Source organism: Pseudomonas sp. PDM24 (assembly GCF_019218905.1).
Lineage (GTDB): Bacteria > Pseudomonadota > Gammaproteobacteria > Pseudomonadales > Pseudomonadaceae > Aquipseudomonas.
Window position 1 is genome coordinate 87,374 of the sequence record NZ_JAHUWR010000002.1, and the last position, 26,305, is coordinate 113,678.

Sequence of the window (26,305 nt, forward strand, 5' to 3'; positions counted from 1 at the left end):
GAAGGGGTCACCACGGTCAGTCAGATAGACCAAAGTGCCTCATTCGCGGGCAAGCCTCGCTCCTACAGGGCGGGGTGAAGTCAGACAGCCGCGTTATAGAACTGCTCGCTGCTCTTCTGCTCCACCAGCGCCTGTTCGATGGCGGCCTGATGCACTTCGTCGGCGTGCTCTTCGCGGGCTTCCGGCAGGATGCCCAGACGCGAGAACAGCTGCATGTCCTTGTCCGCCTGCGGGTTGGCGGTGGTCAGCAGTTTTTCGCCGTAGAAAATCGAGTTGGCGCCGGCAAAGAACGCCAGGGCCTGCATCTGCTCGTTCATCGCTTCACGGCCGGCGGACAGGCGCACGTGGGATTTTGGCATCAGGATGCGAGCGACAGCGAGCATGCGGATGAAGTCGAACGGGTCGACGTCGTCAGCATTTTCCAGCGGCGTACCGGCGACCTTCACCAGCATGTTGATCGGCACCGACTCTGGATGCTCAGGCAGGTTGGCCAGCTGGATCAGCAGATTGGCGCGGTCGTCGAGGGACTCGCCCATGCCGAGAATGCCGCCGGAGCAGATCTTCATCCCCGAATCACGCACGTAAGCCAGGGTTTGCAGGCGCTCGCTGTACGTACGGGTGGTGATGATGCTGCCGTAGAACTCCGGCGAGGTGTCGAGGTTGTGGTTGTAGTAGTCCAGGCCGGCTTCGGCCAGGGCGACGGTCTGGTCCTGATCGAGACGACCCAGGGTCATGCAGGTTTCCAGGCCCATGGCTTTCACGCCTTTGACCATCTCCAACACGTACGGCATGTCTTTGGCCGACGGGTGCTTCCACGCCGCGCCCATGCAGAAACGGGTCGAACCGATGGCCTTGGCACGAGCGGCCTCTTCGAGGACCTTCTGCACTTCCATCAGTTTTTCTTTTTCCAGGCCGGTGTTGTAGTGACCGGACTGCGGACAATATTTGCAATCTTCAGGGCACGCACCGGTCTTGATCGACAGCAGCGTCGAGACCTGGACGCGGTTGGCGTCGAAATGCGCGCGGTGCACCGTCTGCGCCTGGAACAGCAGGTCGTTGAATGGCTGAACGAAGAGAGCTTTGACTTCGGCCAAAGACCAGTCATGACGCAGGGTTGCAGTGGTGCTGGCGCTCATGGGCGTTTCCTTGTTTATGCTTGGCAAGCGGCTGGGGAATGGAATACCCACAGACGCGACACGGATGTTCGGCATATTTAAGGAAGAGCGATGCGCTGTCAACCACGATACGAAGGACCGGTTTACATCTGGTTAAAAAACAAACAAATCTGTTTACTCTGCGCAGAAGCCGCGGACGACATCACCCCAATCTGCATGGCCTGCGAAACCGAGTTGCCCTGGCTGGGCGAGCACTGCCAAACCTGCGCCCTGCCCTTGCCTTCCACGGGCCTGACCTGCGGCCAATGCTTGAAACAACCGCCGGCCTTCGAGCGAGTCGCCGCGCCCTGGACTTACAGCTTTCCGGTCGACAGTTTGATCACCCGCTTCAAGCACAGCGCGAAGTGGCCGTTTGGCCGCCTGCTCGCCGAACTTCTCGCTCAGTTTCTGCAACATCGCTTCGATGAAGATCTGGATCGGCCCGATGTGCTGATACCCGTACCGCTGGCCTCCAAACGTCTGCGCCAGCGGGGTTTCAACCAGGCGGCGATGCTCGCCCGCTGGCTCAGCGTCAGCCTCGACATTCCTTGCGATGAAACGCTGTTGCTGAGGATTCAGGACACCAGCGCGCAACAAGAGCTGAATGCCGACGCCCGTAAAAAGAACCTGCGCCACGCCTTTGCCTTGGCGCCCAGCGCCTCGATCAAGGGTCGCCATTTCGCATTGGTCGACGATGTGCTGACTACCGGCGCCACCGCCCAGGCCCTGGCTCGCCTGTTGATGGACGCGGGCGCCGCGCGGGTCGATGTCTACTGCCTGGCCCGTACCCCAAAACCTGGCGACGTGACCTGACTTGACTCCCGCGCGCCAAGCCGCCAACGTCCTCCCCATCGCCACAGCCCAAAGCGTCTCGCCATGTCCTTGCCTACGTTGTTGTCCCAGCACATTGCCCGTCGCCCGCAGCGCATCGCGTTGCTGCAACACATCGCCGAACAAGGCTCGATCACCCGCGCCGCGAAAAGCGCCGGCCTGAGTTACAAGGCGGCGTGGGACGCCATCGACGAGCTGAACAACCTCGCGCAGAAACCGCTGGTGGAGCGTAGCGTCGGCGGCAAGGGCGGTGGCGGCGCCAAACTGTCCAGCGAAGGTGAGCGCGTGTTGCGCCTGTATCAAAAGCTGCAAGCCTTGCAGACTCAGGTGCTGGAAGCCGCCGAAGAAGCCAGTGACCTGGACCTGCTCGGTCGCCTGATGCTCAGAACCAGCGCGCGCAACCAACTGCACGGCAAGGTCGTGGCGATCGATGCACAAGGACGCAACGACCGCATCCGTCTTGAACTGGCCGAAGGTTTGCGGATCGATGCGCAGATCACCCACGACAGCACTCTGCGCCTGGAACTGCAGACCGGCACCGAAGTAGTGGCGCTGATCAAGGCCGGTTGGCTGGAACTGCTGGGCATCGATCAAACCGCAACGCCCGGCAACAATTGCCTGAAGGGCATGATCGAAGAAATCCTCGACGCCGACGACGGCCCCAGCGAAGTGCGCATCGGCCTGCCCAATGGCCAGACACTTTGCGCCCTGGCCGAGCCGCTGCACCTGAAGACCCTCGAACTCACCGCCGGAAAACCGGTACAGGTGCAATTCGCGCCATCCAACATTCTGCTGGGCACACCGCTCTAGATCAGACACCACACAACCCTGTAGCAGCTGCCGAAGGCTGCGTTCGGCTGCGCAGCAGTCGCCATCCGACGTTGGCAATCGCGGTGGCGGGTTTACGACCGCTTCGCGATCGAACGCAGCCTTCGGCAGCTGCTACAAAAAATCAATGCAGCGGCTGCAACAAAAGCTTCATCGACCACCATTAAGGTGGCTGCAAAAACCCGCAGGGAGCCTGATGTGAGCTTATTAGAAGACAACCAACCCACCGACCTCGAAAAAATGGTCGGCCTCAGCCGTCGTGGCTTCATCAGCGCGGGTGCCCTCTGTGGTGCGGCGATGTTTCTCGGTGGCAACCTGCTGAGTCGCAGCGTGCTGGCCGCCAGCGTCAGCGCCGGTTCCAGCAAACTGTTGGGTTTCGACAGCATCGCCGCCGCCACGACCGATACCATCACCCTGCCGCCGGGCTACAAATCTTCGGTGTTGATCAGCTGGGGCCAGCCACTGCAAAAAAATGGCCCGGCGTTCGACCCGAGCGGCAACGGCACGGCCCAGGCGCAGGAAGTCCAGTTCGGCGACAACAACGACGGCATGAGCCTGTTCGAATTCCCCGGTGAAAAAGACCGGGCGCTGATGGCGATCAACAACGAATACACCAACTACCGCTACCTCTACCCCCACGGTGGTATGCCGCAATCGGCGGAAGATGTGCGCAAGGCCCTGGCCTGCGAAGGTGTGTCGGTCATCGAAGTGCAGCGCAAGAACGGCCAGTGGCAGTTCATCCAGGGCTCGCGCTACAACCGGCGCATTCACGGCAACGCGCCGATCAGCCTGAGCGGTCCGGCGGCAGGTCACGAGCTGATGAAAACCAGCGCCGACAAACACGGCAAGAACGTCCTCGGCACCTTCCAGAACTGCGCCAACGGCAAGACGCCGTGGGGCACCTATCTGACCTGCGAAGAGAACTTCACCGACTGCTTCGGCAGTAGCAATGCCGAGCAGAAATTCGACGCCGCGCAGAAACGCTACGGCGCGGTGGCGGCCAGTAAAGAAATCAACTGGCATCAACACGATCCGCGCTTCGACCTGGCGAAAAACCCCAACGAACTCAATCGTCATGGCTGGGTGGTGGAAATCGACCCGTTCGATCCTCAGTCGACGCCGGTCAAACGCACCGCGCTGGGCCGCTTCAAACATGAAAACGCCGCACTGGCCGAAACCAATGACGGTCGCGCCGTGGTGTACATGGGCGACGATGAGCGCGGCGAGTTCATCTACAAATTTGTCAGCCGCGACAAGATCAACCATAAAAGCCCCAAGGCCAACCGCGACCTGCTGGACCACGGCACTTTGTACGTGGCGCGCTTCGATGCGGGCGACGGCAATGCCGATCACCCGAAAGGCCAGGGGGAGTGGATCGAACTGACCCATGGCAAGAACGGCATTGATGCCAGCAGCGGATTTGCTGATCAGGCCGAAGTGCTGATTCACGCCCGCCTCGCGGCCAGCGTGGTGAAAGCTACGCGCATGGACCGCCCGGAATGGATCGTCGTCAGCCCCAAGGATGGCCAGGTCTATTGCACGCTGACCAACAACGCCAAGCGTGGCGAGGACGGGCAACCGGTGGGCGGGCCGAACCCGCGCGAAAAGAACGTCTACGGGCAGATTTTGCGCTGGCGCACTGACCGTGACGATCACGGCTCGAAAAGCTTTGCCTGGGATCTGTTTGTGGTCGCCGGCAACCCGGACGTCCACGCCGGCACGCCGAAGGGCGGTTCATCGAACATCACACCGCAGAACATGTTCAACAGCCCGGACGGGCTGGGTTTCGACAAGGCCGGTCGCCTGTGGATCCTCACGGATGGCGACTCGAGCAACGCAGGCGATTTCGCGGGCATGGGCAATAACCAGATGCTCTGTGCCGACCCGGTGACCGGCGAGATCCGCCGCTTCATGGTCGGGCCGGTGGGCTGCGAGGTGACGGGGATCAGCTTCTCGCCGGATCAGAAAACCTTGTTTGTCGGGATCCAGCATCCGGGGGAAAACGGTGGGTCGACGTTCCCCGAGCATCTGCCCAACGGCAAGCCGCGGTCTTCGGTGATGGCGATTTCCCGCGAGGATGGCGGAGTCGTCGGCGCCTGATCGGGCCTCTTCGCGGGCAAGCCTCGCTCCTACAGGTACAGCGTGATCCCTTGTAGGAGCGAGGCTTGCCCCGCGAAGGCGTCATCCCAAACACCACTGATCTCAAGCCCACCCCCTAAAGAAGCCCCGTCTGCGCTACCATGTTTGGCCCGACGCGGCAGCCTGCTGCGCGCAGGAGTCAGCATGGCCCACCCGTTTGCAACGCTCACCCCAGACCTCGTGCTCGATGCCGTCGAAAGCATCGGCTTTCTCAGCGACGCCCGCATTCTGGCGCTCAACAGCTACGAGAACCGTGTCTATCAGGTCGGCATCGAAGACTCCGAACCGCTGATCGCCAAGTTCTACCGCCCGCAGCGCTGGACCAACGAAGCGATTCTCGAAGAGCACCAATTCACCTTTGAACTCGCCGAATGCGACGTACCGGTGGTCGCGCCGATGATTCACAACGGTGCCAGCCTGCACGAACACAACGGTTTCCGCTTCACCCTGTTCCCCCGCCGTGGCGGCCGTGCGCCGGAACCGGGCAATCTCGATCAGCTGTATCGCCTGGGGCAACTGCTCGGTCGCCTGCACGCGGTCGGCTCCACCAAACCGTTCGAACACCGTGAAGCGCTGGGAGTAAAGAACTTCGGTCAGGACTCGCTGACGACATTGCTCGAAGGCAATTTCGTACCCAAAAGCTTGCTGCCGGCCTACGAGTCCGTGGCCCGCGACCTGCTCAAGCGGGTCGAAGAGGTCTACAAGGCCACGCCACACCAGAACATCCGCATGCACGGCGATTGCCACCCCGGCAACATGATGTGCCGCGACGAGATGTTCCACATCGTCGACCTCGACGACTGCCGCATGGGCCCGGCGGTGCAGGATATCTGGATGATGTTGGCGGGTGATCGTCAGGAATGTCTGGGGCAGTTGTCGGAATTGATGGACGGCTACAACGAATTCCACGACTTCGACCCGCGGGAACTGGCACTGATCGAACCGCTACGCGCCTTGCGCCTGATGCACTACAGCGCCTGGCTCGCCCGTCGCTGGGACGACCCGGCCTTCCCTCGCAGCTTTCCGTGGTTTGGTACCGAGCGCTATTGGGGCGATCAAGTGCTGGCGCTGCGTGAGCAATTGGCTGCGCTCAATGAAGAGCCACTAAAACTCTTCTAAACACACCAGCCCCTGTAGGAGCGAGGCTTGCCCGCGAAGAACGATAACGCGGTTTGTCTGACGAACCGCATCATCGTTCTTCGCGGGCAAGCCTCGCTCCTACAAAAAACATGACACATCTATACAATCCCCTCTTTGTTAGCTGCCTAAGCAAGGATTCTCATGCAAGCCGCCAACCCGCGTCGCGGGTACATCCTGGGCCTGAGTGCCTACATCATCTGGGGCCTGTTCCCGCTCTACTTCAAAGCCATCGCCAACGTGCCCGCCGTGGAGATCATCATCCATCGAGTGCTTTGGTCCGCGCTGTTTGGTGCTTTGCTGCTGCTCGTCTGGAAGCATCCCGGCTGGTGGCGCGAACTGCGGGAGAACCCCCGACGGCTGGCAATCCTGGCCCTGAGCGGCACGTTGATCGCCGCCAACTGGCTGACCTACGTCTGGTCGGTGAACAACGGACGCATGCTCGAAGCCAGCCTCGGTTACTACATAAACCCACTGGTAAACGTGCTGTTGGGAATGCTGATCCTCGGCGAACGGCTGCGGCGCATGCAATGGCTGGCGGTTGGCCTGGCGGCGGTCGGTGTTGCGCAGCAAGTGTGGCAAGTCGGCAGCCTGCCGTGGGTGTCGCTGGTGCTGGCATTGACCTTTGGCTTCTACGGACTGATCCGCAAGCAGGCCCCGGTCAAGGCGCTGCCCGGGCTGGTGGTGGAAACCTGGATGCTGGTGCCGATTGCTGTCGCCTGGCTGCTGTTCAATCCGACGGCGAGCAGCGCGCAAGCCGAATTCTGGACCACCTCTGAAGCCTGGTGGCTGGTGGCTGCAGGTCCGGTGACGCTGGTGCCGCTGGTGTGTTTCAACGCCGCCGCCCGGCATTTGCCCTACACCACCCTCGGATTTCTCCAGTACCTGGCGCCGACGCTGGTGTTGTTGCAAGCCGTTCTGCTGTTTGGCGAACACTTGTCGTCCAGCACGCTGGTGGCGTTCATCTTTATTTGGGCCGGTCTGGCGGTTTACAGCGTCGATGCGTGGATAAGTCTGCGCCGCCGCAGCTGATCAGAAAACGTACAAATCTCTACAGGCCACGTATCCCGTGGCCTGCATCCATCCTTCCCAAGGTTATCCACAGTGTGATCCCCGGCGTTTGTGCGCAAGTCACTGAAACTGCTGGTTTTTTGATCAGATCCTGAAGAGCACCGGCCGACGTGGCCTGGCGAGGTGTCTCTACAGGTTATCCACAGGCAGGTGCACGTATAACTTGGATAACCTTTTCAGGGTTCGCTGCGCAGCACCAATTCGACCATCAGATCGTCCGCCAGGGTTTCCAGGCGCGATTGCAGCACCTCCAGCGACAAGGTCAGTGGCACCGCAAGAATCGCCTCGGCATGGAACAGCGGCTCGCTACTCATCGGCGCCGGTCGAACGTCGGTCACCAACTGCTCCAGGTTCACGCCCTGCTCACTCAGCAGACGCGTAATGTCTCGCACAATACCCGGACGATCATTGCCCACCAGCTCCATGGCAATCGGCTTCCAGGTGCAGGATTGTTCGATGCCGCTTTCGGCGATCAGCACGCGGATCCCTTGATCCGCCAATCTCTGTAGGGCGTCTACCAGTTCATCGTAAGCCTCGGCCGGTACACCCACCCGAAGGATCCCGGCGAACTGCCCGGCCATCCGCGACATGCGGCTCTCCAGCCAGTTACCGCCGTGCTCGGCAATGCATTGAGCGATGCGCTCGACCTGCCCGGGCTTGTCTGGAGCAATTACAGTGAGTACGAGATGGTCCATGGCGCAGCCCTCTGGTCATGACTTTTGTTATAGAAAAACAAGTATAGGCAAGGGGCTGGTGGGTGCCTGAAGTAGAGTCAATTGTGTGTTGAATCGATCGGCCCCTTCGCGGGCAAGCCTCGCTCCTACAGTATCGAGGTAATCCACAATCATGGGAACGACGCGGACCTGTAGGAGTGAGGCTTGCCCGCGAATAGGGCACCACCAACAATCCTGCCAAACCACAAATCGTGTACAAGTTTTTATATTTAACTGGAACAATCCAATAGTTTTTTGAGAACATCCCGTTTCTCGCCATGACCGCAATGCGTCATGGGGTCGCAGAACGACGTAATTAGTCTAATTTTCACAACCGCAATTCATCATGTAGTATGCCGCAGCGCGCACTACATAACGCTGGATCGATGTCTGCCGCAGGTCCGTCGCAACCCCTGAAAGCCCTGTCAGCAAGGCCGTAAAGCCGTTGATCGGATCGAACCCAGCCGCCAGCAATGGCATGTACTGGTAGAAGGGTTTGTGGTTTAAATGGCCAGAGGCTTCATTGTTAAAATTGAAGAGCTGAAAAGCGAAATAGCTGAGCAGAGTGAGGCAAGCAATGACTGAACACGTTCAAGTCGGTGGCCTGCAGGTCGCCAAAGTCCTGTTCGACTTCGTGAACAACGAAGCCATTCCCGGTACCGGCCTCACCGCCGACACGTTCTGGGCCGGTGCCGACAAGGTCATCCATGACCTGGCGCCGAAGAACAAAGCCCTACTCGCCAAACGCGATGATTTCCAGGCACGTATCGATGCCTGGCACCAGGCTCGTGCAGGTGTTGCGCACGATGCGGTGGCCTACAAAGCCTTCCTGCAAGACATCGGTTATCTGCTGCCAGAAGCGGCTGATTTCCAGGCAACGACGCAAAACGTCGATGACGAAATCGCCCGCATGGCCGGTCCACAGCTGGTGGTGCCGGTGATGAACGCGCGCTTCGCGCTCAACGCCTCGAATGCCCGCTGGGGTTCGCTGTATGACGCGCTCTATGGCACCGACGCCATCAGCGAAGCGGACGGCGCGGAAAAAGGCAAAGGCTACAACAAGGTTCGCGGCGACAAGGTCATCGCCTTCGCCCGCGCCTTCCTCGACGAAGCCGCGCCACTGGCTGCCGGCTCCCACGTCGATTCCACAGGCTACAAGATCATTGACGGCAAACTGGTGGTCGCCCTCAAAGGCGGCAGCAACACCGGCCTGCGCGACGATGCGCAACTGATCGGTTTCCACGGCGATACAGCGGCTCCAACTGCGATCCTGTTGAAAAACAACGGCCTGCACTTCGAAATCCAGATCGACGCCAGCACCCCCGTCGGCCAGACCGATGCGGCCGGCGTCAAAGACATCCTGATGGAAGCCGCGCTGACCACCATCATGGACTGCGAAGACTCGGTCGCCGCGGTCGATGCCGATGACAAAGTGGTGATCTACCGCAACTGGCTCGGCTTGATGAAGGGCGATCTGTCGGAAGAAGTCGCCAAGGGTGGACAGACCTTTACCCGTACCATGAACGCCGATCGCACCTACACCGGTGTCGATGGCAAAGAACTGAGCCTGCACGGTCGCTCGCTGTTGTTCGTGCGCAACGTTGGTCACCTGATGACCATCGACGCGATCCTCGATAAAGATGGCAATGAAGTACCGGAAGGTATTCTCGACGGTCTGGTGACTTGCCTCGCGGCGATTCATAGCCTCAACGGCAACAGCTCGCGCAAGAACAGCCGCACCGGCTCGGTCTATATCGTGAAACCGAAGATGCACGGCCCGGAAGAAGCGGCGTTCACCAACGAGCTGTTCGGTCGCATCGAAGACGTGCTGGGCTTGCCGCGCAACACCCTCAAAGTCGGGATCATGGATGAGGAGCGCCGCACCACGGTTAACCTCAAGGCCTGCATCAAGGCTGCCAGCGAACGCGTGGTGTTCATCAACACTGGCTTCCTCGACCGTACGGGTGACGAAATCCATACCTCCATGGAAGCCGGCCCGATGGTGCGCAAGGCCGACATGAAGGCCGAGAAGTGGATCAGCGCCTACGAGAACTGGAACGTCGACATCGGCCTGAGCACCGGCCTGCAAGGTCGCGCCCAGATCGGTAAAGGCATGTGGGCCATGCCGGACCTGATGGCAGCAATGCTCGAACAGAAAATCGCTCACCCGCTGGCCGGTGCCAACACTGCCTGGGTTCCATCTCCGACCGCTGCTGCACTGCATGCGCTGCACTACCACAAGGTCGATGTATTCGCCCGTCAGGCCGAACTGGCCAAACGCGCACGCGCTTCGGTGGACGACATCCTGACCATCCCGCTGGCCGTCAACCCAGACTGGACCGCGGAGCAGATCAAGAACGAACTGGACAACAACGCCCAGGGCATTCTCGGTTACGTGGTGCGCTGGATCGACCAGGGCGTCGGCTGCTCGAAAGTGCCGGACATCAATGACGTCGGCCTGATGGAAGACCGTGCGACGCTGCGTATTTCCAGTCAGCACATCGCCAACTGGCTGCGCCACGGCATCGTCACTGAAGATCAAGTGATGGAAAGCCTCAAGCGCATGGCGCCGGTGGTTGACCGTCAAAACGCCAACGACCCGCTGTACCGTCCGTTGGCACCGAATTTCGACAGCAATATCGCCTTCCAGGCGGCGGTCGAATTGGTGGTGGAAGGCACCAAACAGCCGAACGGCTACACCGAGCCGGTTCTGCACCGTCGTCGTCGCGAATTCAAGGCTGCCAATGGCCTTTGAGTAAACGCTGACGCTGGACATGAAAAAGCCCTGATCGAAAGATCAGGGCTTTTTTTTACGCCGCGGTCCCCTGTGGCGAGGGAGCTTGCTCCCGCTCGACTGCGCAGCAGTCGTAAATCCTGTGTATGCGGTGTACCAGGTACATTGGGATTGCTGGTTTTGGGGCTGCTTCGCAACCCAGCGGGAGCAAGCTCCCTCGCCACAGGCAAGCCCCCTCGCCCACAAAAAAAGCCGCTACACATCCATCCCCAACTCATGCTTGACCAATTCAAGCAGTTTGCCGCTATCGATGGGCTTGAGCAGAAAGTCCACTACGTGCAAGTGCATGGCTTCGATCGCATCCTTCACGTCGGCGTCGCCGGAGACGATGATGATCGGCAACGCCGCACGCGCCGATTCCCGCACCTGACGGATCAGCTCCAGGCCGTCGACATGTCCCATCCGCAGGTCGGTAATCACCAGCCCGATTGATGACTTCGTCTCCAGCAATTTGAGCGCCGTTTCGCCACTGGCCGCCATCATGCAGTGAATGCCGTCCAGCCCCAGAATTTCCGACAGCAATTCCCTGGAGTCCTTATCGTCATCGACGATCAACACCCGCTGCGGCGGCAAGTCTGGTTCCAGCATGACGGCACTGAGCGCTTCGCGCTCGGCATCACTCAAAATATCGTGGTCGGACATGGCTTTCTCAACGTTTTCGATTCGATCCCTGACACAGTGTGTCAGACATCGCTCAGCAGACTTCAATGTGCACTTCGTCGGAAACTTTTCCAATAGACAATGTAGGAGGTTTTTCCCACAGTTGTGTCAGACATTTCCCATATTCCGACCGTAGCACTGCCTACCTAGACTTACGTCCAATGGGCACCCTGCCCGTAGGGGCCGACCATGCCTGTAACGATCTGACACAACGATCCGACACAACAATCAGAAAAAGACTGCGGTAATGGTTATGAGTAAAGCGGACGCCTTCACCCAGGCAGGGAAAACCGCGGTGTTGCAGAACATCCAGGGCACTTTGCAATTCCTACAGCGCTTCCCGCCGTTCAATCAGATGGAAAACGCCCACTTGGCCTATCTGGTCGAGCAATGTCAGCTGCGTTTTTATGCCCCCGGCGAAAGCATCATCAAACCTGCCGATGGCCCGGTTGAGCATTTCTACATCGTCAAACAGGGCCGGGTCGTGGGCGAACGCCCGCACACGGCCAAGGGCGGGACGGAAACTACCTTCGAAATCACCACCGGCGAGTGTTTTCCCCTCGCCGCGCTACTGGGGGAACGGGCGACTCGCACCGAACATCTGGCGGCCGAAGATACCTTTTGCCTACAGCTGAATAAGCTGGCGTTCATCAAACTGTTCGCACTTTCCAGCCCGTTTCGCGACTTTGCCCTACGCGGAGTCAGCAGTTTGCTGGATCAGGTCAACCAGCAAGTCCAGCAGAAAGCCGTGGAAACCCTCGGCACCCAGTACTCGCTCAATACCCGACTGGGTGAACTGGCCATGCGTCACCCGGTGACTTGCAGTCCTAGCACTGCGCTGCGTGAAGCCGTAACGCTGATGCACAATCAACAAGTCGGCAGCATTGTGGTGGTTGATGAGCAAAAGGCGCCGCTGGGCATTTTCACCCTGCGCGACTTGCGACATGTGGTGGCCAACGGCACCAGCGACTTCAATGAAGCCATCGAAGGACACATGACCCGGGCGCCGTTTTACCTGACGCCGGACCACAGCGCCTTCGATTCCGCGATTGCCATGACCGAACGGCACATCGCCCACGTCTGCCTGGTCAAGGATCAGCGCCTGTGCGGCGTGGTCTCGGAACGTGACCTGTTTTCCCTGCAGCGGGTCGATCTGGTGCATCTGGCGCGGACTATTCGCAGTGCCCAGAAGCTGGAAAACCTGGTGGCGATGCGCGGCGAGATCGGCCAATTGGTGGAGCGGATGCTGGCCCATGGCGCGTCTTCGACCCAGATCACCCACATCATCACCCTGCTCAACGACCACACCGTGTGCCGGGTAATCGAACTGGTGCTCGCCGAGAAAGGTGACCCCGGCGTGCCGTTCAGTTGGTTATGTTTCGGCAGCGAAGGCCGCCGCGAGCAGACGCTGCACACCGATCAGGACAACGGCATTCTGTTCGAGGCCCGCGACGCGGCCCACGCCGCCGAGATTCGCGGCAAGTTGCTGCCCATCGCCCAGCAGATCAATCAGAACCTGGCGCTGTGCGGCTTCACTCTGTGCAAAGGCAACATCATGGCCGGCAACCCCGAGCTGTGTTTGTCCCGGGCCGAATGGGCGCGACGTTTTGCGGCGTTTATCCGCGAGGCGACGCCGGAAAACCTGCTGGGTTCGAGCATCTATTTCGACCTGCGCGTGGTCTGGGGCGACGAGCGAGGCTGCGAGCAACTGCGCCAAGGCATTCTCGATCAGGTCGGCGACAACCGCTTGTTCCAGCGGATGATGGCCGAAAACGCCCTGCGCAACCGTCCGCCCGTGGGCCGTTTCCGCGAATTCGTGCTGGCTCGCAAGAATGGCGAGAAAGCCACCCTCGACCTGAAGCTCCAGGGCCTGACTCCCTTCGTCGACGGTGCGCGAGTGCTGGCCCTGGCCCACGGCATCGACGCCAACAACACCCTGGAGCGTTTTCGCCAGTTGGTGGACAAAGAGGTCATTGAACGGCTGGACGGCGCGGCGTATGAAGAGGCGTATCACTTCATCCAGCAAACCCGCATGCAGCAACATCAGCTGCAGACCCGGGAGAATTTTCCCTACTCCAACCGCGTCGATCCCGACAGCCTCAATCATCTGGACCGACGCATCCTGCGTGAATCCCTGCGCCAGGCCCAACGCCTGCAAAGCAGCCTGACCCTGCGGTATCAGTTATGAGCCTGTTTTCATGGCTGCGCCCGGTCAGCCCCATTTTGCCCGGCGAACTGCAACAACGTCTGGAGCGCTTGCCTGCCGTGGCCGAGCTGGGCGATTGCAGCCTGCGCGAACAACGCTGGGTAGTACTCGACCTGGAAACCACCGGGCTGAACCTGAATAAAGATCGACTGTTGTCCATCGGCGCGGTGGTGATCGAGGACGGGGCGATCGATTTCAGCCAGCAGTTTGAACGCACGCTGCAATGCACCGAACTCAAACTCGGCCCCAGCGTGTTGATTCACGGTCTGGGCCCGAGCGCCATTGCCGCCGGCAGTGATCCCGCGCAGGCCTTGCTCGAATTCATGGAGTTCGTCGGCGACAGTCCGGTGCTGGCGTTTCATGCGCCGTTCGACCAGCACATGCTGGGGCGCGCGCTGAAAGAACATCTGGGCTACAAGTTGCAGCATCCGTTTCTGGACGTGGCCGACATCGCGCCGCTGCTTTGTCCACAGGCACACATTCGCGAGGCCGGGCTGGACGAGTGGATCGACTGGTTCAAGCTGGAGGTTTTCGAGCGGCATAACGCCAGTGCCGATGCCTTGGCGACAGCGGAGCTGGTGCTGATTCTGTTCAGCCGGGCGCGACAGCAGCAGATTCATAGCCCGTTGAATTTGCAGCAGCGACTGAGTCAGTGGAAGCGGCGGCGACAGGCTCCGTCTTTTTAGGTTTTATGGCGCCTGTTCTGGCGCCTTCGCGGGCAAGCCTCGCTCCTACGGGTTTTGTGTCGTTCACCAATTTCATGAACGACACAAAACCCGTAGGAGCGAGGCTTGCCCGCGAAGAACGATGACACGGTCAACCTGAATACCCCCCGCCAAAACCACCCGACCAGCACCAATTGCTTACCTCCCCCGCCTCTGCCACAATCGCGAACAATTCTCGTTACTTAACACTTCCCCTTCGGTGATGTTGCGTGTCGTCAGTCCAAAGCCCCCAGAGTGAGCTCGTTGGTGCGTTGTATCGCGACCATCGCGGCTGGCTATTAGCCTGGCTACGGCGCAACGTGGCCTGCCCGCAACGGGCCGAAGACCTGAGCCAGGACACTTTCGTGCGCTTGCTGGGCCGTGACGAACTGAAGGCGCCTCGCGAACCTCGGGCATTTCTGGTGGCGATCGCCAAAGGCCTGCTGTTCGACTATTTCCGCCGTGCCGCACTGGAACAGGCCTACCTCACCGAATTGATGCTGATCCCCGAAGGCGAACAACCGTCGATAGAAGAGCAGCAACTGATCCTCGAAGACCTCAAAGCCATCGATCACCTGCTGGGCAAGCTCTCGAGCAAGGCCCGGGCGGCGTTTCTCTATAACCGTCTCGATGGTCTCAGCCACGCAGAAATCGCCGAGCGTCTGGGGGTGTCGGTGCCGCGGGTTCGTCAGTACCTGGCCCAGGGCATTCGCCAGTGCTACATCGCGTTGTACGGTGAGCCGGTATGAGCCCAGTCAGCTCCAAACCCGTCTCGGCGCAGGTGCTGGATGCCGCGATTGCCTGGCAACTGTCGCTGGATTCCGGCAACGCGGTCGAGCGCGAAGCGTTCGCCAAATGGCACGCCGCCCACGAAGAACATGCTCGGGCCTGGCGTCAGTTGGGCATGCTCGACCAGCGTTTCAGCGTCGCCAACGGCCCGGCCCGCACTGCCCTGCTGCAATCGCGTGAGAGCATCCGGCGCCGGGTGCGCAAGCTTGGCAGCGGCCTGGCCAGCGTCGTCGCGGTGATCGGCCTGGCGCTGTTCGCCGGTGATCGTTATCTGCCCATCGACTATTGGCTGGCCGACCAGCGCACCGCTACCGGCGAGCAGCGCACCCTGCGCCTGAGCGACGGCACGCAGATCAACCTCAACACCCACAGCGCAGTGGATGTGCGCTTCGATGAGAAGCAGCGGCTGATCGTCCTTCAGGAAGGGGAAATCCTCGTCGAAACCGGCCATGGCGATGCCCGGCCGTTTATTGTCGAAACTCGCGAAGGCAGCATGCGAGCACTGGGGACACGGTTCCTGGTCAAGCGTGAAGATGAAGGCACGCGCCTGAGCGTATTGACATCAGCGGTCGCCGCTCATCCCGAATCGAGCCCCGAGGAACAGATCCTGCGCGAAGGCCAGCAAGTGCTGATGCGCAGCAATGGCCTGGGCGCCATCATCGCCCTCAACCTCGGCGCCGATGCCTGGACCCGCGGCATGCTGGTGGTGGACAACGCGCGGCTGGAGGATCTGGTCCAGGAACTCGCTCGCTATCGTCGCGGGCATCTTGGCGTCACGCCAGAGGTCGCCGACCTGCGCATCACCGGCAGCTTCCCGCTGAACGATACCGACAAGGCGCTGAGTGCACTTTTACCGACCCTGCCGGTGCAGATCGAACAGCACACGCCGTGGTGGGTGACGGTGGCGAAGGCTGACGCCAAGCCCTGAATTCAGCGCAGATCCTGTGGGAGCGGGCTTGCTCGCGAAAGCGGTGTCCCAGGCAACATTAATGTCGACTGACACGCCCTCTTCGCGAGCAAGCCCGCTCCCACATGGATTGCGCATAACTGGCTGGCATTAGGGCAAGTCCCCCTCCCCACATTAGAAATGGCTGAATCGAAATTATTTTCATCTCGCCCTATCACTTTTGAATTCTCGTCCGGCACCTAGGCAATTGAGAAATATTTCCATTCAGGAGCCGCTGTATGTCCCGTTCGCTAGACACCGTGTTGCGCCCCCGTTTGCTGGCGGTCGCCATTGCCCTTTGCGCCCCTTTGGCCAGCGGTCCACTGATGGCCGCCGAACAGGCGTCCAGTGTTCGCGCCTACAACCTGCCCGCTGCGCCTTTGGCCAGCACCCTGAACCAGATCGCCAGCCAGGCCGGTCTGGCGCTGTCGTTGAATCCGTCGCTGGCGGCGGGCAAGACCTCGGCGCCTGTGAAGGGCCAGTTCGACGCCACCGGCGCCCTGCGTGAAGCCCTGCGCGGCACCGGCCTGCAACTGGAACAGAGCAGCGCCGGCACCTACAGCCTGGTGGCCGTACCCGAGGGCGTAATGGCCTTGCCGGAAACCGACGTCATTGGCCTGGAAAATGCGGAAACGGCCTGGAGCCCGGTCGAAGGTTACGTGGCCACGCGCACCGCTGCTGGCACCAAGACCGACACCGCGCTCGTCGAAGCGCCGCGTTCGATATCCGTCGCTACCCGCCAGCAAATGGAAGATCGCGGTGTGCAAAACCTCGATGACGCTGTGCGCTACATGCCTGGCATCGTCGCCAGCAGCTTCGGCAGTGACACCCGCGCCGACTGGTTGCTCGTGCGCGGTTTCGAACCGACGCAATTCCTCGATGGCCTGCCATTGCCAAAAGGCGTGTACGCCAATCCGAAACAGGAAACCTGGAACCTTGAGCGACTCGCCCTGTTGCGCGGGCCGGCCTCTTCGGTTTACGGCCAAACCCCGCCGGGCGGTTTGCTGGACATGGTCAGCCGCCGTCCCAGCGCCGAGTCGAGCAATGAAATCCAGGTGCAATACGGCAGCGACAATCATCGCCAGATTAACTTCGCCAGCACCGGCAAGATCGATGACGAAGGCCAGTTCCTCTATGGTTTGAGCGGTGTGGTACGCGACAGCGGCACGCAGATCGACCACGTCGACAACAAGCGCTACAACATCGCGCCGAGCCTGACCTGGAACATCGACGAAGACACCAAATTCACCCTGCTGACGCAATTCACCCGAGACGATACCGGCATCACCAGCCAGTTTCTGCCTGTGCAAGGCACCAAGATCCATTCGCCACTCGGCAAGATTTCCCATCACAAAAACCTCGGCGACCCGGACTGGGAATTCTACGACCGCACCTATTACGCACTGGGTTACGCCTTTGAACATCGCTTGAATGATGTCTGGCAGTTCAAGCAGAACCTGCGTTACACCAAGTCGGACCTGTCCTTCCAGGCTCTCACGCCGGGCGCCTACCCGTTCACCCAGGTCGATGCCGAGGGCAACGTTGGCCGCTCTAGCACCAGTGTCGACGAGGACATCAGCCAGTTCGCCGTGGACAACAACTTCCAGGGCGACTTCGCGACCGGCGACATCCGTCACACCCTGTTGATCGGCCTCGATCACCAGCGCACCAATACCAACTACACCTCGATCTTCGGTGACGGTCTGACCACCAACGTCAACAACCCGATCTATGGCCAGCCAATCGTTCGCCCGTCACGCTCGACGGCGTTCTATGACTATGACCAGAAGACCTACCAGACCGGTTTGTATGTCCAGGACCAAATGGCCCTCGACCAATGGCGTCTGACCCTCGGTGGTCGTGAGGACTGGGTCCACACGGGCACCAAATTCTTCAACAAGGGTGATGCCACCAACACCGAACGGGACAAGAAATTCAGCGGCAACGCAGCGATCAGCTATGTGTTCGACTCGGGCTTCGTGCCCTACCTGTCCTACGCCGAGTCGTTCCAGCCGACCAGCAAAGCCACGGCATCGCCGACCGAGTCGTTCAAGCCGACTGAAGGCAAACAGTGGGAACTGGGTATCAAGTACCAACCGCCGGGCAGCAACACCCTGCTGACGGCCGCGGTCTATAACCTGACCCAGAAAAACGTCTCCGTCACCACGACCAACGCGGACAATGTCTCGATTACCAGCCAGACCGGCGAAGTGAAGGTCAAAGGCCTGGAGCTGGAAGCCGTTTCCGACGTCACCGACAACCTGAAAGTCATCGCCGCCTACACCCTGGCCAAGTCCGAAGTACAAAAGGGTGACTTCAAGGGCAATCGCCTGCAACTGATGCCTAACCAGCAAGCCTCGCTGTGGGCCGATTACACCTGGCACAACGGTGTGCTGGATGGTTTCGGCATCGGTGCCGGCGCACGCTACACCGGCAATACTTATGGCGACCAGGGCAACACCTGGCTGGGCAAGGCTGATGCCTACACGGTGTTCGATGCGGCGGTTCATTACGACTTGGGCCGTCTGGATAACAGTCTGAAAGGTGCGTCACTGGCATTGAATGCCACCAACCTGTTCGACAAGGACTACATCTCCACTTGCGACAGCTTCTACTGCTACTACGGCGACCAACGCAGTGTCGTCGCCAGTGCTACGTACAAGTGGTAATCGCCTGAACTGACACGCGCCACGACCAGGCCGTCCTTCGAGGACGGCTTTGGTCTTTCTGAAGGCCATGAAATGAAAAGCAAAACCATCCGCCGCTGGTCATTCGTTCACACCTGGACCAGCCTGATCTGCACGGTATTCCTGTTGATGTTGGCCCTCACCGGCCTGCCGTTGATCTTCCACCACGAGATCGACCATCTGCTGGGCGATGCCGCCGAGTTGAAATCCATGCCGGCCGATACCCCGCAGCTGAATTTGCAGCAGTTGGTGCAAGCGGCTGAAAAGCATCGTCCTGGCGACGTCGTGCAGTATTTCGGCTACGACGATGAAGACCCCAACGGCGTGATCGCCATCATGGCGCCCACCGCCGGCACCGAGCCGAACGCGTCCCACACCTTCATGCTCGACGCTCGCACCGGCGAAGCATTGGAAATGCCCTCGGCCAATGGCGGGCTGATGATGGTCATGCTGCGCCTGCACGTGGACATGTTCGCCGGCCTGCCGGGCAAGTTGCTGCTGGCGTTCATGGGGATGCTGTTTGTGCTGGCGATTGTCTCCGGGACGGTGCTGTACCTGCCGTTCATGCGGCGTTTGAAGTTCGCCACCGTGCGCCACGACAAATCCACCCGCCTGCGTTGGCTCGATCTGCATAACCTGATCGGCGTGGTGACGCTGACCTGGGCCTTGGTGGTCGGCGTGACTGGCGTGATCAGCGCCTGCGCCGACTTGTTGATCGCCGCGTGGCGCAACGACAGCCTGAGCGCGATGGTTGCACCCTATCGCGATGCGCCACCGCTGACTCAATTGGCGCCTGCGACTCGCTTACTCGACATCGCCAAAGATGTCGCGCCGGACATGCAGCCCGACTTCATCGCCTTCCCCGGCACGCGATTTTCCAGCGAACACCATTACGCCGTGTTCATGAAAGGCAGCACTCACCTGACCTCGCACCTGCTGACACCGGTGTTGATCGACGCCAGCACCCTGCAAGTCACCGCCGTGGCTGAACGGCCTTGGTACATGGACGCCATGGGCATGTCGCAGCCGCTGCACTTCGGTGATTACGGCGGCATGCCGATGAAAATCCTCTGGGCGACCCTCGATGTGCTGACCATCATTGTGCTCGGCAGTGGGGTTTATTTGTGGGTGGTGCGGCGCAAGGTCACGAAAACTGTGCTCGAGAATGCGCAGTGCCCGACATGAGACCGAGACAGTCGAACTTCTGGAAGGTCTTCGCCACGCCCACCGTCATTGCCCTGCTCAGCGCCGCGGGGCTGTTTGCCGCGTTGTTGGGCGATGGCGTGTGGGATGCATTGAGCTGGCTCGGGCTGGGCATCCCCACCGTCCTCGCCTTGCGCGGATTTCTGCAACACCGCTAAAAACTGTAGGAGCGAGGCTTGCCCGCGAAAGCGGAGTGTCATTCAACACTGATGCCGACTGGCACTCCGCTTTCGCGGGCAAGCCTCGCTCCTACAAGGGTTAAAGCCATCTTGAGCTATCGGGTCAACGCGCTATGCTGCCGACACTGCCCACGATCGAGATCGTCACCATGTCCGTTCCCAGCATGACCTTGTTCCACAACCCCGCGTCGCCCTTCGTCCGCAAAGTCATGGTGCTGCTGCATGAAACCGGGCAAACGAACCGCGTGGCGCTGCAAGCCAGCCAGCTCACGCCGGTCAGCCCGGATCTGGCCCTCAACGAAGACAACCCGCTAGGCAAGATTCCGGCCCTGCGCCTGGCCGACGGCAATGTGTTGTACGACAGCCGGGTGATCCTCGACTATCTCGATCATCAGCACGTCGGCAATCCGCTGATTCCTCGTGAAGGCTCGGCACGCTGGCGGCGTCTGACCCTGGCTTCGCTGGCAGACGGGATCATGGATGCCGCGGTGATGATTCGCTATGAAGTAGCCCTGCGCGCGCCGGAAAAACACTGGGACGAATGGCTTGACGGTCAGCGCGACAAGATTCGTCGCGCCCTGGCCCTGCTGGAAGCCGACGCGATTGCCGAGCTGACCAGCCATTTCGATGTCGCGGCGATCAGTGTGGCCTGTGCCTTGGGTTACCTGGATCTGCGCCATCCGGATCTGGAATGGCGCAAAGAGAATCCGAAGCTGGCAGAGTGGTATTTTGAGGTGAGTCAGCGGCCTTCGATGATTGCGACGATGCCGAAGGTCTGAAACTCGCGGTGACTGGTCTGCCGTCTTCGCGGGCAAGCCTCGCTCCTACAGGTCCAAGTGATCCGTAGGAGCGAGGCTTGCCCGCGAAGGAACCACCGCAATCCAACGGAAACAACCCGGCAATCCGCGTCGCCAACACCTCGCCCACCCGCTGATCCTCACGCAACCCCAACGACCGGCTCATTCCACGGCTCCAATATCAAACGCCAGCGGCTTGGCCGGTTTCTGCCCGATCCCGTACCAGTCCAGCTTGCGGGTCAGCACCATGAACACGCCCAGCAGCCCGAACAACAGCAACGAGCCCATCAACAACGCGTAATCCTCGGCACTCAGCAAGCCATAGAGCAAGCCATACAACGCCGCCAATCCCGCCGAAAAACTCAAGCCGTGACGCACACTGCGCAGCACATGGCAGACATAGAACCCGATCAACACCACACAACCACTCGCCGACAGCAGATACGCCAGGGCAAAGCCGATGTGTTCGGACAGCGACAGCAGCAACAGGTAGAAGAACGCCAGCGCCACGCCCACCAGCGCGTATTGCACCGGGTGGACCGCCAGGCTTTTCAGCACTTCGAAGAGGAAGAAACCGGCGAAGGTCAGGACGATGAACAGTAACGCGTATTTGATTGCCCGGTCGCTTTTCAAGTACTGGTCCACCGGGTCGATGAAACTCACGCCGAAGCTGCGACCACTGAACGCCTCGCACTGGCCGCCAGACACACAGCTGCTCAAGGCCTCTTGCAGGTTGGTGGAGAAAAACGAGGTTTGCCAATGGGCGGTGAAACCCTGATCGGTGATTTCACGCTGGGCCGGCAGGTAGTTGCCGATGAAGCTGGGATGAGGCCAGTTGGCGGCCAGTGAAACCTTGCTGGTCTTGCCCACCGGGAGAACCTGCAACTGGCCGGTGCCTTGCAGGCGCAAGTCGAAACCGAAGGCCAGTTCCGTGGCCTGCCGGGTATCCAGCGCTGGTAGCGTCACATGCACACCCTCGCCCAACCAGCCCACCTGGCTACCCGGTACAAAATCCAGGCTCTGGCCATTGAGTTCGAGCTTCAGCGCATTCTCGATGCCGCGAATGTCGCTGATGCCGACGGCCAGGAACGGTTGATCGAAGCGGTAATCGGCGAAGTCCTCTTTGATGCCCAGTTGTGCCGGGACTGAGAAATGCCCGCTGATGCGGTTATCGGCGTGGAACAGCCGCGCCTCGTAAATACCCCGAGCACGCAGTTCGGTCTGGACCTGGCCGTCCAGTTCGAAGCGCTCCGGCAGGAAATACAAACGGCCGCGTTCCTCGCGAACGTCCTGGTAACGCTGATTGGTTTTTTCGTTGGTTTTCCAGGTGCGCACCGTTTTGCGATAGGGCACCACCATCAGCGGGCCGCTCAGTTGCTGGCTGTAACTGGAACTGCGGGCGATGTCTTCGAGCACACCGTCGCGCAGTTGCTGGCGCTCCTGGATCACGCCGTTGATCATCAGTAGCGGGATCAGCAGCAACAGAATCAAAAGGGCAATCGCCCCCAGTTTTAGGGTCAGGCTACGGTTCATGGGACTCTCCCTGTTTGGATGGGGAAAGTCTGGGTCAGTTGTGTGGGGGGTTCGTGGAGGATCTGTGGGGATTGTGTGTAAATACCTGTAAAAGCCTTTTGGGTCTTGGCACACTGCGCTACCTTCAGGCCCCCTGCGGGTATCTGCACCCATTCCGGATACTTTTTACTGCCAGCTACAGTTCAGATTTTCGCCCCTTTGTTTGATATAGAGGAGGCCAGACAAGGAGCGCCTCTTTGCGAAACAACTCATTTGACCTGATCAGACACCTCGCTGCCCTCATGGTCCTGGTCAGCCATCACTTTGTGCTGTCGGGCATGAGCGAGCCGGGGATAACTGGTTACAACTCGTTGGGCGGTATAGCGGTCATTTGCTTCTTCGCTATTTCCGGGCTGTTGATCACCCTCAGTTATTTGAACGCCGCTAGCTTTCAAGACTACTTGGCAAAGCGTGTCGCTCGAATCTTTCCGGCGCTTATCGCTTGCTCATTTTTGATGACCTACGTGGCCGGAGCGTTCTTTGCCAGCGACTATGTTTTGGGAAAAGAGGCTTTGGTCGACTTTCTGCGCATTTCAGCTTTTGGACGTGCCTCCATTGATGAAGTAACCAGCGACTTCATCTTCAGCGAATCCTTTAACGGAAGCCTGTGGACGTTAAAGATCGAGTTCGTTTTTTACATTCTGCTGGCGGTGGTACTGACCTTGTATCGCAGCGCCTTGATGCCTCTGGCTTTGTTACTGCTGTTTGGCCTCGCAACCTTTGTCCTGAGCAACTACATCACGGGCGCACTGGCGCAGAAATTTCTGGCCTACTGCGCCGCGGGCATAGCGTTTTTCTCGGGATCATTGATCGCCTTTCATCGACATCACTTCAAAAGCCCTCGCACAAAAGCAATCGTATTGGCCGCCTCCATCCTACTGATAGTAGTTTCCTTGGGGACTTCGTCGGTGTGGGTCACCGCCACTCTAGGGGTTAGTCTGGCAACCATCAGCCTGGGCCTGTTGTACGTAGATAAAACCATCAGGGGCCGGTTTGATATCTCCTATGGCATCTATCTGTATGCCTTTCCCGTACAACAACTGGTCATCCATAAAACCCCACTGGCCTTTTTACCGTCCATTGTTGTCACGACTTTTATTGTCATCGGCCTGGCGACACTTTCATGGTTGTTCATCGAGCAGCCGGCACTCAAGTTCGTGCATAGAAAAAAGGCCCGAAAATCAGTGCCTGGCTGGGTAGCTCCTTGAGTCAATGACGAGTCGCCTCAGGCAAATGCAACTTGGCCTCTACACCGCCAGTAACGTTGCCTACCCACAGTTGGCCGCTGTGCAGTTTGACCACCTCTTCAACGAAGTTAAGCCCCAACCCTGTACTTTTGCGCCCACTGTCCGGACGCGGCAGTGAGTAGAAGCGCTCGCTCAAGCGCGGCAATGCATAGTCAGGAATCGCCTCGGCCTGGTTAAAAAACTTGAATTCGATTTGCTCACCGATCTTTGCGGCACTGAATCGCAGCAAGCCACGAGCCGGGGTGAAATCCAGAGCGTTCTCCAGCAGATTTCCCAGCGCCTGACGCAACAGGAATGGCTCACCGGTCACGGTCAGATCCGCTGCAATGGTTTGCTCCACACGCAACTGCTTGCCTTCGATTCGCGCAGCCTGCGCGCTCAATAGCTCATCGACCAAACCCGCCAACGGCACGGCCACCCGCTCTTCCAGCCCTTGGCGCTGTTCCACCTGCGCCAGGTTCAACAGTCGTTCGATCAACTGCTGCATGCGCGCACTTTCGCTGTCGATGTTGCTGACGAAACGCTGCTGCTGAGCCAGCGGCATCTGGCCTTGCAGCAACTCCGCCGCACCACGGATCGCCGCCAGCGGGCTTTTCAATTCATGGGTCAGGGTGTGTACATAACGCTCGACGTAGGCTTTGCCCTCAAGCTGGGTGCGCATCTGCTCCACCGCCGTGGCCAGTTGTTCCAGCTCGCCGCCACGATAATGCGGCACCTCGACCCGCCGGCCTTCGCTGACGGCCTGGGCATACGCCGTCAACCGCCGCAGCGCCGCGCTCAGCCACCACGACAACAGCGCACCGAACAGCAAACCAAGGCCAATCAGCCCGGCGCCATAAATCAGCAATCGCCGCTCGGTGCGATCAACGTAAGGCTGCAGCGAGCTATTGGGCTTGGCCACCGTCACCACGCCGATGATCTGGCCGTTGTCGCGAATCGGTGCCCCGACATGCATCACCGACGAATTCGAATCATCCGGGTTGCTGCGCGTCGAACGTGCGCCGTACTCGCCGCGCAGGGTCAGGTAGACGTCGTTCCAGCGCGAGTAGTCCTGGCCCACCGCGATGCCACTGGAATCGAGCACCACGATGCCCTTGGCATCGGTCACGTAAATACGGTGGTTGACTTGATTCTTCGGCATGCCCCAGATTTTCGCCTTCGGTTGCCGTTCACCGTAAGCCTTGAGCAACTCGGGCCAGCGGTTCTGGCTGAGGGTGCCGGCCTTGAAGTCGTCCCGCAGGATCTCGGCCATCAGGTTCGCGGTGTCCACTAGGGTTTCTTCGGTGGATTGGCGCACGCCGGGGCGGATTTCTTCCATCACCGTGTTGAGCACGAAGTAGCCGGTCAGGCCGATGAACAGCACATAAACCAGAAAAATCCGGATTCCCAATGGCATCAGCTGTGCCCCGGGCTGTAGCTGTAACCGAGGCCGCGGTGAGTCTGGATCGGCTCGGCGTCGGCCTTCACCTGGCGCAACTTGGCGCGCACGCTTTTGATGTGGCTGTCGATGCTGCGCTCATAGCCCGCATCGGCGGCCACACCCAACGCATCGAGCAATTGCTCGCGGCTGAAGACTCGCTCGGGTTGTTCCAGCAGGCATTGCAGCAAACGAAACTCATGGCGAGTCAGGCTCAGCGGCTGGTTGCGATAGCTGATCTGCACCCGTTCGCTGTCGATGCGAAACAGCGCTGACGCCGCCTCCGCCACCGGTCGTGGCGCCATGCGCTTGAGAATCGCCCGGACCCGCGCCGCCACTTCCCGGGGGCTGAACGGTTTGACCACGTAGTCGTCGGCGCCGATCTCCAGACCCACCACGCGGTCGATCTCTGCATCACGGGCGCTGAGGAACATCACCGGCACTTCGCTGAAACGCCGCAATTGCTTGCACGTCTCGAAGCCGCTGATGTCCGGCAGGCCGATATCGAGGATGATCAGGTCGGCCGGCGTGGCGCGCTGATGCTCGAGTGCCGCCGCGCCAAGGTTCAACCACGTGGTGGTAAAGCCCTCGCCCTGCAAGGCGAAAATCAGGGTGTCGGCAATCGCCGCTTCGTCTTCGACAATCAGGATATGAGGCATGGCGTCCGAGCCCACTAGTTAAGTGGGCGAACGGTGCCCCAAGGCTGATTCGCCGTCAATCAGCAGTCGGGTTTGTCTGCCGTGAAACGCCGTGCCGGGTTCACCGCCGCACCGAATTCACGCAGTGCTTTGGCGCCGATCAACAGCGGGTAATTGAAGCTGCTGCGGTCGGTGAGGTTGACTTCGACGGTGCGCTTGACATTGCCCAGGCACAGTTCCAGATCAACCACTGGCCGTTTGGTGGGTTCGATCGCTTCTTTGTCATCGTCGTCTTCTTCGGAGCGAGTCTTGATCTTGCTGATCCGCGCGACCTTGTGTTCGTAGACCTTGTTGCTCGCGCCTTTGGTGGCGAGGCGGAAACGCACCCATTCGTCGCCATCACGGGTGAAGGTTTCGATGTCTTTGGCCGACAGCGACGCGGTCAGGGCGCCGGTGTCCATTTTGGCCTTGAGGACTTCGCCACCGATTTCCGGCAGCGCGATGTATTCGTAACGCCCGTATAGGGTCGGTTCAGCGGCCAGGACCGGCAGGGCCACGAGGGAAAGCAGTGCAAGGAGAGATTTCACGTAGGG

General features: G+C 59.9%; 22 protein-coding genes. 15 read left to right on the forward strand and 7 right to left on the reverse strand.

Annotated features, from left to right (window positions below):
* Nucleotides 1–80: 80 nt before the first annotated feature.
* Nucleotides 81–1,136: a biotin synthase BioB gene (gene bioB, locus KW837_RS08280; RefSeq protein WP_008008198.1), complete on the reverse strand. Its 1,056-nt coding sequence runs from the start codon at nucleotides 1,134–1,136 to the stop codon at nucleotides 81–83.
* Between the two features lie 90 nt (nucleotides 1,137–1,226).
* Between bioB and KW837_RS08285 the strand changes: the two genes are divergently transcribed.
* The 5 genes from KW837_RS08285 to rarD all read left to right on the forward strand — a co-directional run bounded on the left by KW837_RS08285 (nucleotide 1,227) and on the right by rarD (nucleotide 7,121).
* Nucleotides 1,227–1,967: a ComF family protein gene (locus KW837_RS08285; RefSeq protein WP_218395212.1), complete on the forward strand. Its 741-nt coding sequence runs from the start codon at nucleotides 1,227–1,229 to the stop codon at nucleotides 1,965–1,967.
* 63 nt (nucleotides 1,968–2,030) lie between these two features.
* Nucleotides 2,031–2,795 carry a TOBE domain-containing protein gene (locus tag KW837_RS08290; protein WP_192344819.1) on the forward strand — a complete coding sequence of 255 codons (765 nt, stop codon included), beginning with the start codon at nucleotides 2,031–2,033 and terminating at the stop codon, nucleotides 2,793–2,795.
* Between the two features lie 216 nt (nucleotides 2,796–3,011).
* Nucleotides 3,012–4,913 (forward strand): PhoX family phosphatase, encoded by a 1,902-nt coding sequence (locus KW837_RS08295; RefSeq protein ID WP_218395213.1) that lies wholly within the window; start codon nucleotides 3,012–3,014, stop codon nucleotides 4,911–4,913.
* A 183-nt stretch (nucleotides 4,914–5,096) separates the two neighbouring features.
* Nucleotides 5,097–6,071 (forward strand): serine/threonine protein kinase, encoded by a 975-nt coding sequence (locus KW837_RS08300; protein ID WP_192344821.1) that lies wholly within the window; start codon nucleotides 5,097–5,099, stop codon nucleotides 6,069–6,071.
* A 162-nt stretch (nucleotides 6,072–6,233) separates the two neighbouring features.
* Nucleotides 6,234–7,121, forward strand: a complete 888-nt coding sequence (gene rarD / locus KW837_RS08305; protein ID WP_030129965.1) for an EamA family transporter RarD — start codon at nucleotides 6,234–6,236, stop codon at nucleotides 7,119–7,121.
* Nucleotides 7,122–7,336: 215 nt separating this feature from the next.
* Here the strand turns inward: rarD and KW837_RS08310 are convergent, their stop codons facing one another.
* Nucleotides 7,337–7,855 carry a glycine cleavage system protein R gene (locus tag KW837_RS08310; protein ID WP_218395214.1) on the reverse strand — a complete coding sequence of 173 codons (519 nt, stop codon included), beginning with the start codon at nucleotides 7,853–7,855 and terminating at the stop codon, nucleotides 7,337–7,339.
* A 595-nt stretch (nucleotides 7,856–8,450) separates the two neighbouring features.
* On the opposite strand from KW837_RS08310, the gene KW837_RS08315 reads away from it, so the two are divergent.
* Nucleotides 8,451–10,628, forward strand: a complete 2,178-nt coding sequence (locus tag KW837_RS08315; protein WP_218395215.1) for a malate synthase G — start codon at nucleotides 8,451–8,453, stop codon at nucleotides 10,626–10,628.
* Nucleotides 10,629–10,862: 234 nt separating this feature from the next.
* Here KW837_RS08315 and KW837_RS08320 read toward each other — a convergent pair whose 3' ends face one another.
* Nucleotides 10,863–11,309 (reverse strand): response regulator, encoded by a 447-nt coding sequence (locus KW837_RS08320; protein WP_007904163.1) that lies wholly within the window; start codon nucleotides 11,307–11,309, stop codon nucleotides 10,863–10,865.
* 265 nt (nucleotides 11,310–11,574) lie between these two features.
* Between KW837_RS08320 and KW837_RS08325 the strand changes: the two genes are divergently transcribed.
* The 8 genes from KW837_RS08325 (at nucleotide 11,575) to KW837_RS08360 (ending at nucleotide 20,820) form a co-directional block, all read left to right on the forward strand.
* Nucleotides 11,575–13,515: a putative nucleotidyltransferase substrate binding domain-containing protein gene (locus KW837_RS08325; protein ID WP_218395216.1), complete on the forward strand. Its 1,941-nt coding sequence runs from the start codon at nucleotides 11,575–11,577 to the stop codon at nucleotides 13,513–13,515.
* Nucleotides 13,512–14,219 carry a PolC-type DNA polymerase III gene (locus tag KW837_RS08330; RefSeq protein WP_063342325.1) on the forward strand — a complete coding sequence of 236 codons (708 nt, stop codon included), beginning with the start codon at nucleotides 13,512–13,514 and terminating at the stop codon, nucleotides 14,217–14,219. The genes KW837_RS08325 and KW837_RS08330 overlap by 4 nt, the downstream gene beginning before the upstream one ends.
* Nucleotides 14,220–14,467: 248 nt before the next feature.
* The gene (locus KW837_RS08335) at nucleotides 14,468–14,986 is read left to right on the forward strand and encodes an RNA polymerase sigma factor (RefSeq protein WP_218395217.1); all 519 of its coding nucleotides are present in this window, start codon (nucleotides 14,468–14,470) and stop codon (nucleotides 14,984–14,986) included.
* Entirely contained in the window at nucleotides 14,983–15,954 is a 972-nt protein-coding gene (locus tag KW837_RS08340) for a FecR domain-containing protein (RefSeq protein WP_218395218.1), read from the forward strand. Before KW837_RS08335 ends, KW837_RS08340 begins: the two co-directional genes overlap by 4 nt.
* Before the next feature lie 257 nt (nucleotides 15,955–16,211).
* Nucleotides 16,212–18,641 (forward strand): TonB-dependent siderophore receptor, encoded by a 2,430-nt coding sequence (locus KW837_RS08345; RefSeq protein ID WP_218395219.1) that lies wholly within the window; start codon nucleotides 16,212–16,214, stop codon nucleotides 18,639–18,641.
* Between the two features lie 72 nt (nucleotides 18,642–18,713).
* A complete protein-coding gene (locus tag KW837_RS08350; RefSeq protein WP_218395220.1) occupies nucleotides 18,714–19,844 on the forward strand; it encodes a PepSY domain-containing protein in 1,131 nt (376 codons plus the stop codon).
* A complete protein-coding gene (locus KW837_RS08355; protein ID WP_218395221.1) occupies nucleotides 19,841–20,020 on the forward strand; it encodes a hypothetical protein in 180 nt (59 codons plus the stop codon). Before KW837_RS08350 ends, KW837_RS08355 begins: the two co-directional genes overlap by 4 nt.
* Before the next feature lie 170 nt (nucleotides 20,021–20,190).
* Nucleotides 20,191–20,820: a glutathione S-transferase gene (locus KW837_RS08360; RefSeq protein WP_218395222.1), complete on the forward strand. Its 630-nt coding sequence runs from the start codon at nucleotides 20,191–20,193 to the stop codon at nucleotides 20,818–20,820.
* Between the two features lie 180 nt (nucleotides 20,821–21,000).
* On the opposite strand, the gene creD is transcribed toward KW837_RS08360, so the two are convergent.
* Nucleotides 21,001–22,371 (reverse strand): cell envelope integrity protein CreD, encoded by a 1,371-nt coding sequence (creD, locus tag KW837_RS08365; RefSeq protein WP_218395223.1) that lies wholly within the window; start codon nucleotides 22,369–22,371, stop codon nucleotides 21,001–21,003.
* 236 nt (nucleotides 22,372–22,607) lie between these two features.
* Between creD and KW837_RS08370 the strand changes: the two genes are divergently transcribed.
* Nucleotides 22,608–23,618 (forward strand): acyltransferase, encoded by a 1,011-nt coding sequence (locus tag KW837_RS08370; RefSeq protein ID WP_218395224.1) that lies wholly within the window; start codon nucleotides 22,608–22,610, stop codon nucleotides 23,616–23,618.
* A 1-nt stretch (nucleotide 23,619) separates the two neighbouring features.
* On the opposite strand, the gene creC is transcribed toward KW837_RS08370, so the two are convergent.
* Genes creC through KW837_RS08385 form a run of 3 tightly spaced genes read right to left on the reverse strand, consistent with a single transcriptional unit; the run spans nucleotide 23,620 to nucleotide 26,299 of the window.
* A complete protein-coding gene (gene creC, locus KW837_RS08375) occupies nucleotides 23,620–25,053 on the reverse strand; it encodes a two-component system sensor histidine kinase CreC (protein WP_218395225.1) in 1,434 nt (477 codons plus the stop codon).
* Nucleotides 25,053–25,733, reverse strand: a complete 681-nt coding sequence (gene creB, locus KW837_RS08380; RefSeq protein ID WP_218395226.1) for a two-component system response regulator CreB — start codon at nucleotides 25,731–25,733, stop codon at nucleotides 25,053–25,055. Before creB ends, creC begins: the two co-directional genes overlap by 1 nt.
* A 59-nt stretch (nucleotides 25,734–25,792) precedes the next feature.
* On the reverse strand, nucleotides 25,793–26,299 hold the full coding sequence (locus KW837_RS08385) for an ATP-dependent zinc protease (protein WP_007904116.1): 507 nt from the start codon (nucleotides 26,297–26,299) through the stop codon (nucleotides 25,793–25,795).
* Nucleotides 26,300–26,305: the final 6 nt, after the last annotated feature.

Coding starts and splice junctions, on each gene's coding strand:
- KW837_RS08315 (WP_218395215.1), top strand. CDS start 8,451: ATGACTGAACACGTTCAAGTCGGTGGCCTGCAGGTCGCCAAAGTCCTG.
- KW837_RS08290 (WP_192344819.1), top strand. CDS start 2,031: ATGTCCTTGCCTACGTTGTTGTCCCAGCACATTGCCCGTCGCCCGCAG.
- creD (WP_218395223.1), bottom strand. CDS start 22,371: ATGAACCGTAGCCTGACCCTAAAACTGGGGGCGATTGCCCTTTTGATT.
- KW837_RS08355 (WP_218395221.1), top strand. CDS start 19,841: ATGAGACCGAGACAGTCGAACTTCTGGAAGGTCTTCGCCACGCCCACC.
- KW837_RS08325 (WP_218395216.1), top strand. CDS start 11,575: ATGGTTATGAGTAAAGCGGACGCCTTCACCCAGGCAGGGAAAACCGCG.
- KW837_RS08330 (WP_063342325.1), top strand. CDS start 13,512: ATGAGCCTGTTTTCATGGCTGCGCCCGGTCAGCCCCATTTTGCCCGGC.
- KW837_RS08350 (WP_218395220.1), top strand. CDS start 18,714: ATGAAAAGCAAAACCATCCGCCGCTGGTCATTCGTTCACACCTGGACC.
- KW837_RS08320 (WP_007904163.1), bottom strand. CDS start 11,309: ATGTCCGACCACGATATTTTGAGTGATGCCGAGCGCGAAGCGCTCAGT.
- bioB (WP_008008198.1), bottom strand. CDS start 1,136: ATGAGCGCCAGCACCACTGCAACCCTGCGTCATGACTGGTCTTTGGCC.
- creB (WP_218395226.1), bottom strand. CDS start 25,733: ATGCCTCATATCCTGATTGTCGAAGACGAAGCGGCGATTGCCGACACC.
- KW837_RS08360 (WP_218395222.1), top strand. CDS start 20,191: ATGTCCGTTCCCAGCATGACCTTGTTCCACAACCCCGCGTCGCCCTTC.
- KW837_RS08285 (WP_218395212.1), top strand. CDS start 1,227: ATGCGCTGTCAACCACGATACGAAGGACCGGTTTACATCTGGTTAAAA.
- KW837_RS08310 (WP_218395214.1), bottom strand. CDS start 7,855: ATGGACCATCTCGTACTCACTGTAATTGCTCCAGACAAGCCCGGGCAG.
- creC (WP_218395225.1), bottom strand. CDS start 25,053: ATGCCATTGGGAATCCGGATTTTTCTGGTTTATGTGCTGTTCATCGGC.
- KW837_RS08345 (WP_218395219.1), top strand. CDS start 16,212: ATGTCCCGTTCGCTAGACACCGTGTTGCGCCCCCGTTTGCTGGCGGTC.
- KW837_RS08340 (WP_218395218.1), top strand. CDS start 14,983: ATGAGCCCAGTCAGCTCCAAACCCGTCTCGGCGCAGGTGCTGGATGCC.
- rarD (WP_030129965.1), top strand. CDS start 6,234: ATGCAAGCCGCCAACCCGCGTCGCGGGTACATCCTGGGCCTGAGTGCC.
- KW837_RS08300 (WP_192344821.1), top strand. CDS start 5,097: ATGGCCCACCCGTTTGCAACGCTCACCCCAGACCTCGTGCTCGATGCC.